This is a genomic window from Dyadobacter sp. CY347 (assembly GCF_021502655.1).
Classification (GTDB): domain Bacteria; phylum Bacteroidota; class Bacteroidia; order Cytophagales; family Spirosomataceae; genus Dyadobacter.
Map to the genome: position 1 here is coordinate 431,926 of NZ_JAKFFT010000009.1, position 14,460 is coordinate 446,385.

Here is a 14,460-nt window from a genome sequence, read left to right on the forward strand (position 1 = left end):
GCTCATATTCCGATGTAAACGAGGTTTTCTTTAACCATCACCGGAAAGGTATTGATTTTATAGGAATCATCATTGAGGCACTGGCCGCTTTGCAATGAAAAGGTTTTTTTATGAAAAGGGCAAGCCACTTTCGGCTCTCCCTCATGGCTCCCGATCATCCCGCGCGACACGGCCATCTGCTGGCGGTGCGGACATTGGTTGTCCGTTGCATACCATTCTCCGCGACGAGCGAAGTTGAAGATCGCGATCTGTTTCCCATCGATCAGCGCGCAGCCGCCGCCATCTTCCGGGATGTCATTTACATGGCAAGCGATATGCCAGGTTACAGCATTTTGTGTTTGTGTTTCCATATTTGTTTTCTTTCTCTTTGTCTCCCCGGGTTGAAACCCGGGGCAATAATATTGACCGCCACGATGTGGCTCACTGGCTGGATGTGAAGCCGGGTCACCGGCTACTTATTCCATTGCCACGGGTTTCAACCCGGGATAAAGAAGCTGGAATAATTTATTTGATTTTATCTTTTTATTTTCTTTCTCTTTGTCTCCCCGGGTTGAAACCCGGGGCAATAATATTGACCGCCACGATGTGGCTCACTAGCCGGATGTGAAGCCGGGTCACCGGCGACTTATTCCATTGCCCCGGGTTTCAACCCGGGGATAAAGAAGCTGGAATAATTTATTTATTTAATTTGGGGCAATTAAGCCCACTCTTTGGCTCTTTTCTGATCTCTCATAGTTTCAAAAGCAATGGAAGGATCTTTCACAGGAGCATTCACAAAGTGTGAGAAGCGTTTTCTGAGCTCCGGACTTTGCACCACTTCTTTCCATTCGCATTGATACACATCGATGAGCTTTTGCATATCATATTCCAGTTCCGCCGCGATGCCCAGCACATCATCCACCACAACTGCTTTGAGGTAAGACATGCCACCTTCCATTTTGTTCAGCCACGTTGCCGTCCTCGTCAGCGGGTCGGCTGTTTTGATATAAAACATTAAAAATCTGTCGATTAACTTTAAGCAAGTTTCCTTATCTACATCTGTTGCAAGCAATTGCGCATGCTGAGGCTTGGACCCACCGTTCCCGCAGACGTATAAATTCCAGCCTTTTTCAGTGGCTATGATGCCAAAATCCTTGCTCTGCGCCTCCGCACATTCCCGCACGCAACCCGAAACCGCCGATTTCAACTTATGTGGTGAGCGTAAGCCCTTGTAACGATCTTCCACTTCAATCGCAAAAGTCACCGAATCCTGCACGCCAAACCGGCACCAGGTTGATCCTACACAACTTTTCACCGTCCTTAACGACTTGCCGTAAGCATGACCGCTTTCAAAGCCGGCATGGATCAGCTGTTCCCAAATATCCGGCAGATCATTCAAATGTGCCCCGAATAAGTCAATCCGCTGGCCGCCCGTAATTTTGGTATACAAACCATATTGCTGCGCCACCTGACCGATGATGATCAATTTTTCAGGCGTAATCTCGCCGCCGGGAATCCGCGGAACCACGGAATAGGTTCCTCCTTTTTGAATGTTGGCCAGATAACGGTCATTCGAATCCTGGATCGTTGCGCGGTCTTTTTGTAAAATGTTTTCGTTCCACAAACTGGCTAATAATGAAGCTACCAGCGGTTTACAAACCTCACATCCATCCCCTTTTCCAAATTCATCCAGCACAGCTCCATAAGTTTTAGCACCATTCATCTTGACAAGATCCAGCAGTTCCTGTCTTGAATAATCAAAGTGCTCGCAAACTACATTGCGGACGTAAATGCCGTTCTGCTTCATCACGCCCGAAATAATGTCCTTCACCATCGGAACGCAGCCACCGCAACCCGTTCCGGCTTTGCAGGATTTTTTCAGCGCGTCCATGGTGTGGTTACCATTTTCGCTCACTTCATGACAGATCATGCCTTTGGTAACCGCCTCGCATGAGCATATCAAAGCGTCGTCCGGGAAACCCATCACGCCTGCGCCCGCCTCTTCACCCCCGCGGGAACCCAGGATCAAATCCTCCGAATCCGGCGGCAGAATCGTTTTGCTTTTACAAGTTTGCAAAAGCATATTGTATTGTTCCGCGTCGCCCACAAGGATTCCCCCGAGTAAAGTTTTGCCGTCCTGGCTTACATTAATTCTTTTGTAAACGCCTTTGGCTTTATTTTCGTAACGAATGGTTTTGCAAGCAGGCTCTTCAATAAACGGATCACCGAAACTGGCCACATCCGTTCCGATGAGCTTCAATTTCGTAGACATATCAAAAGGCATAAACTCCTTTTCACCACCCAAAAGCAATGTTGCCACCACTTCGGCCATTTCATAACCCGGTGCAATGAGGCCGTATATCATATGATGCGCCAAGGCACATTCGCCAATGGCAAAAATGTTTGGATCAGAAGTTTGCAGCTGGTTATTCACCACGATGCCACCGCGCGGGTGTGTCTCCAATCCAGCAATTTTCGCCAGTTCATCACGCGGACGAATTCCGGCTGAAATCACCAGCATATCCACGTCCAGCAAGCTGTTATCATTGAATTGCATGCCTTCAATACAATCGCCGCCCACAATTTCCTGCGTGCTTTTGGCCAAATGAATTTGTAATCCCAATGACTCCAGCTGATTTTGCAAGATGCGCGAACCGGCATCATCGATCTGCCGCGGCATTAGTCTCGAAGCGAATTCCACCACGTGCGCTTCCTGCAAACCAAGGTCTAACAATGCTTTCGCTGCTTCCAAACCAAGTAATCCCCCACCAAGGACAGCGCCCTTTTTCGCCTTGCATGCATACGACTGGATCAGTTCCAGATCTTCAATAGTCCTATATACAAACACCCCATCCTTCTCCACCCCGGGAATGGACGGAACAAATGCGCCGGAGCCTGTGGCCATGATCAAATAGTCATAATAAACTATATGCCCATGATGTGATCTTACCAACTTCTCCTCCCGGTCGATGTCCACAACCGGATCAGAAAGGAACAGTCTGATGCCATTCTCCGTGTACCAATCAGAACTTGCCAATGTTAGGTCATCTGCTGTTTTTCCAACAAAATATTCACTTAAATGCACGCGATCATAAGCCACACGAGGCTCTTCACCGAACACGGTAAGCGTAATTTGCTGATCATTTTTTTTCTTAGCAAGCAACTTCTCACAGAATTTGTACCCTACCATACCATTGCCTATCACGACAATATGGATGTTTGATATAGTGTTCATAGTAAATAGTAACTATTAGTTTGTGAAAACATTATTATTTCATTGCATTATTTCAATATATAGTCTAGATTTCAACCTCACTGACAGAACAAACATAAATCGCATTTTCTCTATTTCCTAATGTTATATTCGCAATATGAGCAAAAATGAAACATAAATATTGGCAAAAGCATTGTTTTGTAAAATATTGCTTCTAATTTTGAACCTAGATAAGACATAGTCACAAAACACTATATTTAGCACATTTCCAATAATCACTTTATTATATATATAAGAGATGGAAGCAAAACTGACACTCGTAGGCGCCGGACCAGGCAACGGAGAACTGATCACATTGAAAGGCATCCGGGCGATCAAAGAAGCCGACGTGATCCTTTATGACGAGCTTGCCAATGTGGAGCTTTTGGATTTTGCCCCAGCCGCAGCACTAAAAATGTATGTGGGAAAAAAGGTCGGTAACCCATCATTCTCGCAGCAGGAGATCAACGGACTCATTGTAAGGCTGGCCCGCAAGCGCGGTCATGTGGTGCGGCTGAAAGGCGGTGACTCGTTTGTATTCGGTCGCGGTCATGAGGAAATGGAATATGCAAGGGATCACGGCGTCACATGCGAGGTGGTGCCAGGCGTTTCGAGCTGCATAGCAGTGCCGGCTTCCATGGAGATCCCGTTGACGCGGCGTGGCGTAAGTGAAAGTTTTTGGGTCATAACCGGCACCACACAAAATGGCGAACTATCAGAAGATCTGAGACTTGCGGCTCAGTCTAAAGCGACGGTGATCGTGTTAATGGGATTGAGCAAAGTAGATGAGATATGTGCACTATACAAACATTTCGGGCGCGGACATTTGCCGATGGCGGTGATCCAAAACGGCACGCGTCCCGATGAAAAAAGCGTAATGGGACAGGTTTGGGAGATCCCGCGCCTTGTAAAAGAAAATTACATTGGCACGCCCGCCATCATGATCATGGGCGATGTCGTGGCTTTGCATCCGTCCTATGCGATGGAATATCTGCAAAGCATGCAATTGGTTTCCTGAAATACCGGCTTACATAACCAACCTTTCACTCCATGAAAACAAATTTCTACCTCTTATTACTGATTTCAGTGGGCTTTTGCCTGCTGGGTTCGCGCAATGTGAATGCGCAGTTTAGCCTCTCGGGCCAGTTGCGAACGCGCTCTGAATTGCTGCACGGACAAGGTTCACCATTGTCAAAATCAGATAAACCTGCGTTTTTCACTTCGCAAAGAACAAGGCTTAATGCAGGTTACAAAGGTTACCGGACGCAGTTTTTCGTTGCCGTTCAGGACGTTAGGGTTTGGGGACAGGACGCTTCGACCAACAACCGTATTACGAATCCGGCGCTGAATGGTTTAATGTTGCACGAAGCCTGGGGCGAAATCAGTTTGCTGGATACAAACCAAACTAAGCTCGGAAAGGAATTTGCATTGAAGATCGGGCGGCAGGAATTGCTGTATGATGACAGCCGCTTGCTCGGGAACCTCGATTGGCTTCAACAAGCACGCCGCCACGACGCAGCGTTATTAAAATATGGATTCAATGGTTTTACTGCGCATATGGGCGTTGCGTATAACCAGAACCGTGAACTCCGGACCGGCACATTGTATGATGGCATTCCGAATGGTTATGCGGCCGGAACAAACGGCATTGGCACGATGTACAAGTCCATGCAGTTTGCTTATTTGGGCAAAAAACTAAACCAGGGAAATGTTTCCTTCCTGATTTTAAAAGATGATTTTCAAAAATATGCATTGGATACGGCGGGTCTTAGAACTGTTAAAAGCGGCACAAACAAGCGCGTGACATTCGGGCCTTATTTGCAGACAAAACTTGGCAAAGCCTGGAACCTGACAGCCAGCGCATATTATCAGGCGGGGAAGGATAAAGATGGCAGATCGCTGAATGCATATATGTATTCGGTGCGGGGAATGTATGCAATGAGCAGCGTTTTTTCCATCGGCCCGGGTTTCGATTACACTTCCGGAACGTCTAACGGTTCCGGAAAAAACCGCACTTTCGATCCGCTTTATGGCACGCCGCATAAGTTCTGGGGTCAAATGGATTACTTCTATGCAGCCAATGGTTTCGGCAAAGGCGGACTGGCGGACTTTTACATTAACAGTGTGATTAAGGCTTCTGAAAAGCTCTCCATAGCCGTTGATTTACACCAGTTTTCAAGCGCAGCCAACATTCGCAATACAAAGGATGAAAAGCTTTCGTCCAATTTCGGAGAGGAGCTGGATATCATTGCCACTTATAATCTGACCAAAACCATCAGCTTCCAGGGCGGTTACTGCACCTTCCTGCCGACCAACAGTCTGGCGCAGGTGAAGGCCGTAAAAGATCCGCAGAAAATGGCCAACTGGGCTTATCTAATGATCAATATCAAGCCCGAATTTTTGAAATAAGCATTTCCAAAATAACTATCAAAACTCCTATTTACTATGGAAACGACCAACAAGCCGCTTGAAAAGTTGAATATTTTCAGTTTCAAAGGCGTACAAATGCGCACTTTCCACCTCACGTGGATGGCCTTTTTCCTCTGTTTTTTCGGCTGGTTCGGACTGGCGCCCTTGATGACCGTTGTAAAAACAGATTTGGGTTTAACCAAAGGCCAGATCGGCAACATTATCATTGCATCTGTGGCAGCAACCGTCGTGGCCCGCATTGCGATCGGAAAACTATGCGACACCTGGGGACCGCGTAAAACTTACGCCGCATTAATGGGCATTTGCTCCATTCCGGTGATGACCGTCGGGCTGGTGCATTCCTATGAAGGCTTTTTATTGTTTCGTCTGGCCATTGGCGTGATCGGCGCGTCATTTGTGATCACACAATATCACACTTCGGTGATGTTCGATAAAAAGATCGTAGGAACGGCCAATGCAGTGGCGGGAGGCTGGGGAAACCTGGGCGGCGGCATTACGAACATGGTTATGCCGTTGGTTTTCGCAGGCATTGTAGGCATGGGTTACCTGCCTGAATCGGCTTGGCGGATCGCCATGATTTTCCCTGGCGTCTTCCTTTTCATCTTCGCCTTTGTCTATTATCGCTTTACCAAAGACACTCCGGCCGGCAACTTTGAAGAGCTCGAAATTACCAATGCAAAGGCAGTTAAAACAAAAGGAACGCTTAAACTGGCAATGAAAGATCCAAGAACCTGGGCACTTTTCCTGGCTTATGGCGCATGTTTTGGCATAGAAATCACATTTGATAATGTTGCTGCACTTTACTTCTTCGAAAACTTCGAAACTTCCCTTGCTACGGCTGGTATTCTGGCGGGAGCGTTCGGTTTCATGAATATTTTCGCAAGGGCTGTCGGTGGCATCGTCGCTGATAAAGTCGGTAACAAATACGGCATGATCGGCAAAGGAAAGTTGCTGGCCCTTTTGCTGGCTTGCGAAGGAATCGGCATTGCATTGTTTGCCCAAAGCGGCAGCATTGTGGCGGCGGTGGTTACGATGCTGTGCTTCGCTATGTTCTTAAAAATGGCCAATGGCGTTACCTATGCGATCGTTCCTTTTATCAATCCAAAAGCGATTGGTTCTGTGAGTGGCGTTGTAGGCGCTGGTGGCAACGTAGGTGCGGTCTTAGCAGGCTTTTTATTCAAATCCAGTGAAATCACCTACTCGCAGGCCTTCATGTACATAGGCGTCGCGATCGCTTGCATCGCAGCGGTGGTTGCGTTGATCAATTTTGATAAAACAAGAAGTGTGGTTACCGAAGGAGCGCTTGAAACGGTCGAAGCGTAGACGAGTAGCCACGCGTTAGCAGAAACGGAACTCCCCTGTCAGGCAAAGCCTAAGCTATTATCACCAACCTATGAAAACATTCAAATCAACTTGCTGTTACTGCGGCGTGGGCTGCGGGGTTGTGGTTACGAAGGAGGGGAACGGGCAACTTAGTTTGGAGGGTGATAAGGAGCATCCTTCGAATAAAGGAATGTTGTGCTCGAAGGGTATGAACCTGCATTACACGGTAATGGACCAGTCGGACCGGCTGCTTTATCCGCAAATGCGGCTCAACCGGTCGATGCCGATGCAGCGTGTGAGCTGGGATGATGCTTTGGAGCGGACTGCTGCGGTTTTTAAGACATTGATCAAGAAATTTGGGCCGGATTCTGTGGCATTTTATGTGTCGGGGCAGTGCCTTACGGAGGAATATTATCTGGTTAACAAACTTATTAAGGGCTTTATAGGCTCCAACAACATTGATACCAACTCGCGGCTTTGCATGAGCTCGGCCGTAGTGGGTTATAAGCTGGCACTGGGCGAGGACAGCGTGCCGGTTTGCTATGATGACATCGAGGCGGCCGATGTCATCTTTGTAACCGGCGCAAATCCTGCCTGGTGCCATCCCATTATCTGGCGTCGTGTTGAGGCGCATAAGGCTGCTAATCCGGATGTCAAAATTATTTGCGTTGATCCACGGAAAACGGACACTTCCCGCTCGTCCGATCTGCATTTACAGATCGCTCCGGGAACCGACATTGTGCTAAACAATGCCATTGGAAGAATACTGATCGAGAAAAATTACATTGACCATGAGTTCATCGCCGCACATACGGACGGCTTTTCTGATTTTCAGCAAAAAGTAATGCAGCGAACCATTGAAGAAGCGGCTGAACTTTGCGGAATCAATGCGGATGACATTTACACGGCAGCAGAATGGATTGGCCGGTCGAAAGGATTTTTGTCCTTCTGGACGATGGGTCTTAACCAGTCGGTGATTGGGGTAAACAAAAATTTATCCCTCATTAACCTGCATTTGATTACAGGAAAAATCGGAAAACCCGGAAACGGACCTTTTTCACTGACCGGACAACCTAATGCGATGGGCGGACGCGAAACCGGCGGACTGGCTAACATTCTTCCCGGTCACCGCGAAGTGGTGAATGCGGCTCACCGTGCCGAGATGGAGCAGTTTTGGAACACACCGGTGAAAATCGCGAACAAACCAGGCTTAACTGCCACGGAAATGTTCGAAGCCCTGGCGGATGATAAATTGAAGGCGATCTGGATCATTAATACGAACCCGCTGGTAAGCATGCCCGACATTAATGTGGCCGAAGCCGCGCTGAACAAGTCGCGGTTTGTGGTGGTCCAGGATGTTTCCAATCGTGCGGACACAGTGAAGTTTGCCGATGTGGTGCTTCCTGCTGCGGCCTGGCTGGAAAAGCAAGGAACCATGACGAATGCAGAAAGGCGCATTACCCATTTGCCCAAAGCCATCGATGCACCCGGAGAAGCATTGCCGGACGCAGAGATTATCTGGCGTTTTGCAGCAAAAATGGGCTTCGGGGATTCATTTAATTACAAAAACACTTCGGAAGTTTACGACGAATACACCGCCTGCACCGCAGGAACCAGCATTGACGTAACCGGCGTAAATTACCAGCTTCTAAAAACCAACAGAAGCATCCAATGGCCACTGACCAAATCTCAAAACATCAATAACAACACGAACACACCAACAACAGGCACAAAAAGACTCTTCACCAACCACCAATTCCACACCAAAAACAAAAAAGCACAAATCCACGCCGTCCCCGACGAAAACACGTCCGAACCAACCAACAAAACATACCCGTTGGTTTTAACCAACGGCAGAATACGCGACCAATGGCATACGATGACAAAAACCGGCCGCGTAGCAAAACTAAATCAACACACCCCCCAACCTTTCCTGCAACTCCACCCCGAAGACGCCAAAAACCGAAACATCAAAGAAGGACAATTAGCAGTAATCCAAAGCCGCCGGGGCGAAGTGCGTGTAAAGGTCAATATTACGGAAGACGTCAGGCCCGGCCTTTGCTTTTTACCCATGCATTGGGGCAAAATCCTGGGCAGCAACCTGGCTCGCGCAAATAACCTGACCAATAATCTGGTCGACCCAAAATCCAAAGAGCCGGATTTTAAGTTCTCGGCAGTGCAGGTTTCCTTATATAAAAAACCAATTGAAAAGATCATTATCATCGGCGCAGGCTCGGCGGGGTTAGGCTTTATCAATTCTTACCGTGCTTTAAATCAGGAAGATGAAATCCATGTTTTTTCAAAAGAAATTTACCCGTTCTATAACCGCGTCATGTTGCCCGATTACATCAGTGGCGTGCAGCATTGGGAGCAGCTGGTAAAGTTGCGGGAGGATCAGTTTGAGGAGAACAACATTATCGTCCATAAGGGCATTTCCATCGCGCATATCGACCGGAAAAACAAAACCGTTGTCGATAGCAACGGGCAGGAACATACTTACGACAAGCTGATTCTGGGCATGGGCAGCAAAGCTTTTATGCCCAAAGGCGTTCCAGATCTCCCCGGCATTTTCAATATGCGCTCGCGTTTGGATGCGGATTCCCTGATGCCATTTTTGAAGCAGCCCGAACCGCATGCGGTGATCGTCGGCGGTGGGATTTTGGGTCTTGAACTCGCCGCGTCTTTCCGGGAAATGAATGTCAAAGTGAGCGTGATTCAGCGCAGTGGCCGTTTTATGGAACGCCAGCTTGATCCGCTTGCCAGTGAATTGCTATACCAGGAATTAGTGGAGCGCGGCATTGAAATTTACTTCAATGATGAGGTCGCCACATTCAGCGGACAGGAAAAAGTGGAAGGAATTCGTTTGAAATCGGGGCGGAAGATCCGGTGTGATGTGGTGGTTTTGGCAATTGGAACGGTGCCGGTGATTGAGCTTGCCCAACATGCCGGACTGGATTGCAAGCGTGGCGTTGTGGTGAATGATTATCTGCAAACATCCGACCCGGACATTTACGCGGCAGGCGAAATCGCCGAATGGAACGGGCAAATGTGGGGCATTACATTAGCAGCAGAACAGCAGGCCGAAGTGATCGCCAAATATATGGCGGGCGACATTTCCCAACCTTATAAAGGCAGCACTTCCATGAACATCCTGAAAATGGAAGGGTTACAGCTGTGCAGCATTGGCCTTACCGACGTTCCAAACAATGACCCGGCTTACGAGCAGATTGTTTTTATAGACAAATCAAAGCGATACTATAAAAAGTGCATTGTACACCGCGACAAGCTTGTCGGGGCAATTTTGATTGGGGATAAAAATGAATTTTTAGAATACAAAGATTTGATATCCAATTCGATAGAACTCTCCGACAAACGACTGCAACTGCTTCGGGCGAGCCAGATAGTGGAGCCTTTGGAAGGAAAACTGGTGTGCTCCTGCAACAATGTAGGACAAGGAAACCTGGAACGCGCGATTGCAGGCGGTTGCAGTGATTTTCAATCGTTATGCCAGCGCACAGGTGCGGGAACAGGTTGCGGCTCATGCCGCCCGGAAGTGAGGAGTATTTTGGAAAAAGCAGCGGAAGCAACATTGATATAGGCAACATGAGAGACTATTATAATGTAAAAATCAACCTCCCGGGTGGCATTGCATCGCCGGGTTATCTCAAAGATATTTTGTCGGCTGCATGGAATGCGAACGTGCGCAAAGTGCGTTTCGGATCACGGCAGCAGCTGTTAATGTCTGTCTTTTATGAGGATATGCGGTTTTTCGAAAAAGACCTGAAAAAGAGCGGCATTTTTCATGAAATGAATACGGACCGGCGGCCTAACATTGTGAGTTCATATTGCGGCGAGGAGGTTTTCAGGACCGGACAATGGCTCAATGCGGACGAGTATCATTCCGTGCTGGACACATTTGATTACGATCCTGCTTTGAAGATCAACATTTCTGATTCCAATCAGAGTTTTACGCCTTTTTTTACGGGTAATCTCAATTTTATTTCTTCGCCCGAGCCGCATTTCTGGTATTTATATGTGCGTCACAAACAGACCAATACGGTTTACAAATGGAATGATCTGGTTTATACAAACGAAATCGGCCGACTGGCGAAAATGATCGAGGACTGTATGCTTTCGGGCGATTGCTGCGGGGAAGATACTTTGTATGAAGCGGTCAAAAAGAAGATCAGATATGTTTCGCAATCCGCGACATCGGAGCTCGAACTGCCCTCCTTTTCGCTTCCCTACTACGAAGGTTTCAACCGTTATGAGTCCAGAACGTGGCTTGGCCTGTATCGCCGCGACGAGCTGTTTCCAATCGAATTTCTGCTCGATGCCTGCGCATTATGTCTCAAAACCCGCATTGGCGAAATATGCGCTACGCCGTGGAAATCGTTGGTTATCAAAGGAATTGAAGACCAATATCGCTCGGACTGGAGCAACATTCTCGGCAAGCACAACATTAATGTGCGGCATGCAGCCAACGAATTGGCCTGGCAAACTGAGGATCATAATGAAGATGGCGCAGCTTTGAAAAATGACTTGATCCATTATTTTGACAAGCACGATATGCGTACTTTCGGACTTTGTTTTGGTATACAAACCAAGGCGAAATCGGAAGTTTTTGGAAGTGTTTTAATCAAAAAACGACCGCTGTTGCAGATTGGGCAACTGGCCATGTTTCATGTGTATGACATTTACTACACTGAAAATTTCAACCCAAACAGCCAAACACAACTGCTTTTTGAAAAGGGTTTATACAAAATCCACGTCGCCGCGCAGCTCGAAAAACTATGCAGAAGGTTTAATAACCAGCGGTCGAGGGAAAACTTCAAAGTAGCCCCACCCGAAGCGGATGAATCGAAACTGGCAATCAAAATCGTCGAGCTCATTTACCAATGCCCTGATTGTCTGACTATTTATGATCCGAAATATGGTGATCTAACGCAAAACATTGCGCCAGGAACTGCATTTGAAGAACTTCCCGAAACCTATTGCTGTGCCACCTGCGATGCGGGCAAATCGGAAATGATCACGACGGAATTGAACAAAGCAACATTATCGGAACTTCCGGATTTCGCCGCGTAGCTCTGAGAGTTTCTTTCCGGCTTGCCTTCCAAACAGCAAATGCTTAGGCTCTCCAACCAGCTGAGAGCCATAAATTCCGCGATGTCCCGAGAAAAAATACGCAATCACGCAAGCAAGGGCTACATAAATGCCGCATGAAGCTCCGAAAAGCTCAATAGCCATAATCGTGCAGGCAAGCGGCGTGTTGGCGGCACCGGCAAACACGGCTACGAAGCCCATTCCAGCCAATAATGCGGTTGGTAACGGGATAAAATAGGAAAGAAAGCTCCCTAATGTCGCCCCGATGAAAAACAGTGGCGTCACTTCGCCCCCTTTGAATGCAGCGCCAAGCGTTACCGCTGTGAAAAGGATTTTTAATACAAAATCATAGACTGGCAACGGTTCGGAGAAGGATTCCAAAATGACCGGAATGCCGAGCCCGATATATCTGGTGGTTCCCATTCCAAAAACCGCCAATGCTACAATGGCTCCGCCGACAAACGGCCTCAATGGCGGAAAGTTTATTTTTTGTTTAGAAACACTTCCAAGATAATGCGTGAGCGAGGAGAACAGCACGGAACAAATGCCAAAAACACCGCCTGCTGCCACGGCGTAAAACAAATTCAAAGGGGAAATATCGGGGACAAACGGAATCGAATAATGCGTATGCCCTACCTGCCACGCTTTGGTTGTCATGTCCGCAACAATGGACGCGATGAATGCGGGAATCAATGCATCATAGCGCAGTCTGCCAATCAAAAACACCTCCATTCCGAATATTGCCCCAGCCAGCGGCGTCCCGAAAACGGAGCCAAAACCCGCCGCTATGCCCGCAATAATTACCAATTTCCTGTCGCGCGGACGAAGTTTGAAAAGGTTGGTAAACTGGTCCGCAATGGACCCGCCGATTTGCAATGCTGTGCCCTCCCTACCCGCAGATCCACCGAAGAAATGCGTTGCTATGGTGCCAATCAGAATGAATGGAGCCATTTTTAATGGAATGGCGGCAGATGGGCGATTAATGTTTTCAAGCAGGATATTGTTGCCTGCCTCCACGTCTTTTCCCCAGAAATGATACATGCAGCCAATCAGAAAACCAGCAACCGGCAGCAGCGCAATGATCCAACGGTGGCCTTCGCGCCAGTTGGTCGCCCAGTCGAGCGACACGAGGAAAAAAGCAGAAGCCGTGCCGACGAGGACACCGATCAGACTGGCAAAGACGAGCCATTTTGCGGTGTAAAACACAATGGGAAACCTTTGTAAAAATGGCACGCTTCCTTTCATTTAAGGCTTATTGTCTATACTTTGTGGAGCAAAAATTACATTCAGATCAGCAAAGCTATGAAAGACCGAGAATTTATCATTTCGAATTATGTAGCTGCCTATAACAATTGCGACGTCGACGGGATGGTGACCGACTTCGACGATAACATTGTTTTTGAAAATATAATGAATGATGAAACAACCATAGAGCTCAACGGCATCGAAGAATTCCGGCAACAGGCGGAGCAAGCCATCAGCTTGTTTTCATCAAGAAAGCAGACGATAACGGCATTTCTGCATAATGAAGACTGGTCGGAAATTGCAATTCAATACCACGCCGTTCTCGCAATAGACCTTCCGAATGGCCTGAAAAAAGGAGACGAACTTGACATGAAAGGCAAGTCCGTCTTTGAATTTTCTGAAAATAAAATCACGCGCTTAACCGACATTAGTTGACACAACTACTTTTCCTTTCGTTTTGCCCGTTTCAACCTGCAAATGTGCCTCGCCCATTTCTTCGAACGGGAAAACTGACCTAATCCCATTTATCTGCCAGCTACGATTTAATTGAAATATTTTTTGAGCATAAAGTTGGCTATTTGCCAACTTTATGGCAACTTTGCATTGTCAACATGTTCCACTATTATGAAAAATGATCAACAAATATGGAGCATGGTAATCATTCAATTACGCAAAATATCTGAATTTTCCCGGAAACACTCTAATCCGGGAAGAGCCTTTCTGTTTGGAAAGTAGCACATAAACAACGACTTATGAAAACACAATGGTTTTTGATTGAGAATGAAGGCGACTATGCGTTGGCGCTGGCTCGTTATCAGGAGGTGAAGAATGCGCCGAAAAATAGTGAGGAGCACAAGGAGAAGCTTTTGCTAGTTCACCTTATTTCCGAGTATGAAAAAATTGGCGCAAATCTACCGGAAGTCGATCCGATTGAATTAATTAAGATTCGAATGGATGATTTTGGTTACAAATCGGCCGATCTGGCCAAGGAATATGGGGACAAAGGAACTGTCAGTAAGGTCTTGAATTACAAACAGGCCCTATCCCTCACAATGATCCGCAAATTCAGCAAACTGCTGCGCATTCCTGTCGAGGCGTTGACGCATGAGTATGAACTGCGCTGA

Annotated in this window: 11 protein-coding genes; 7 read left to right on the forward strand and 4 right to left on the reverse strand. The window is 47.4% G+C overall.

Annotated features, from left to right (window positions below):
• Positions 1–2: 2 nt before the first annotated feature.
• A complete protein-coding gene (gene nirD, locus L0659_RS22780) occupies positions 3–350 on the reverse strand; it encodes a nitrite reductase small subunit NirD (RefSeq protein WP_082216338.1) in 348 nt (115 codons plus the stop codon).
• 347 nt (positions 351–697) lie between these two features.
• Positions 698–3,214 (reverse strand): nitrite reductase large subunit NirB, encoded by a 2,517-nt coding sequence (gene nirB / locus L0659_RS22785; RefSeq protein WP_235128877.1) that lies wholly within the window; start codon positions 3,212–3,214, stop codon positions 698–700.
• A 277-nt stretch (positions 3,215–3,491) separates the two neighbouring features.
• On the opposite strand from nirB, the gene cobA reads away from it, so the two are divergent.
• The 5 genes from cobA to L0659_RS22810 all read left to right on the forward strand — a co-directional run bounded on the left by cobA (position 3,492) and on the right by L0659_RS22810 (position 12,073).
• On the forward strand, positions 3,492–4,250 hold the full coding sequence (cobA, locus tag L0659_RS22790; RefSeq protein ID WP_235128878.1) for a uroporphyrinogen-III C-methyltransferase: 759 nt from the start codon (positions 3,492–3,494) through the stop codon (positions 4,248–4,250).
• A gap of 32 nt (positions 4,251–4,282) precedes the next feature.
• The gene (locus L0659_RS22795; protein ID WP_235128879.1) at positions 4,283–5,641 is read left to right on the forward strand and encodes an alginate export family protein; all 1,359 of its coding nucleotides are present in this window, start codon (positions 4,283–4,285) and stop codon (positions 5,639–5,641) included.
• Between the two features lie 36 nt (positions 5,642–5,677).
• Complete coding sequence (locus L0659_RS22800; RefSeq protein ID WP_235128880.1) at positions 5,678–6,985, forward strand: MFS transporter; 1,308 nt, start codon at positions 5,678–5,680, stop codon at positions 6,983–6,985.
• Positions 6,986–7,055: 70 nt separating this feature from the next.
• Positions 7,056–10,583, forward strand: a complete 3,528-nt coding sequence (locus L0659_RS22805; protein WP_235128881.1) for a nitrate reductase — start codon at positions 7,056–7,058, stop codon at positions 10,581–10,583.
• A gap of 5 nt (positions 10,584–10,588) precedes the next feature.
• On the forward strand, positions 10,589–12,073 hold the full coding sequence (locus tag L0659_RS22810) for a rubredoxin (protein WP_235128926.1): 1,485 nt from the start codon (positions 10,589–10,591) through the stop codon (positions 12,071–12,073).
• On the opposite strand, the gene L0659_RS22815 is transcribed toward L0659_RS22810, so the two are convergent.
• Complete coding sequence (locus L0659_RS22815) at positions 12,044–13,336, reverse strand: voltage-gated chloride channel family protein (protein ID WP_235128882.1); 1,293 nt, start codon at positions 13,334–13,336, stop codon at positions 12,044–12,046. The two genes, L0659_RS22810 and L0659_RS22815, sit on opposite strands and share 30 nt — an antisense overlap.
• A gap of 57 nt (positions 13,337–13,393) precedes the next feature.
• Here L0659_RS22815 and L0659_RS22820 point away from each other — a divergent pair, with 57 nt between their 5' ends.
• Positions 13,394–13,771, forward strand: coding sequence for a nuclear transport factor 2 family protein (locus L0659_RS22820; RefSeq protein WP_235128883.1), 378 nt, complete (start codon positions 13,394–13,396; stop codon positions 13,769–13,771).
• Here L0659_RS22820 and L0659_RS26565 read toward each other — a convergent pair.
• A complete protein-coding gene (locus L0659_RS26565) occupies positions 13,754–13,921 on the reverse strand; it encodes a zinc-binding dehydrogenase (RefSeq protein WP_409019365.1) in 168 nt (55 codons plus the stop codon). The two genes, L0659_RS22820 and L0659_RS26565, sit on opposite strands and share 18 nt — an antisense overlap.
• A 167-nt stretch (positions 13,922–14,088) precedes the next feature.
• On the opposite strand from L0659_RS26565, the gene L0659_RS22825 reads away from it, so the two are divergent.
• Complete coding sequence (locus tag L0659_RS22825) at positions 14,089–14,460, forward strand: type II toxin-antitoxin system HigA family antitoxin (protein ID WP_235128884.1); 372 nt, start codon at positions 14,089–14,091, stop codon at positions 14,458–14,460.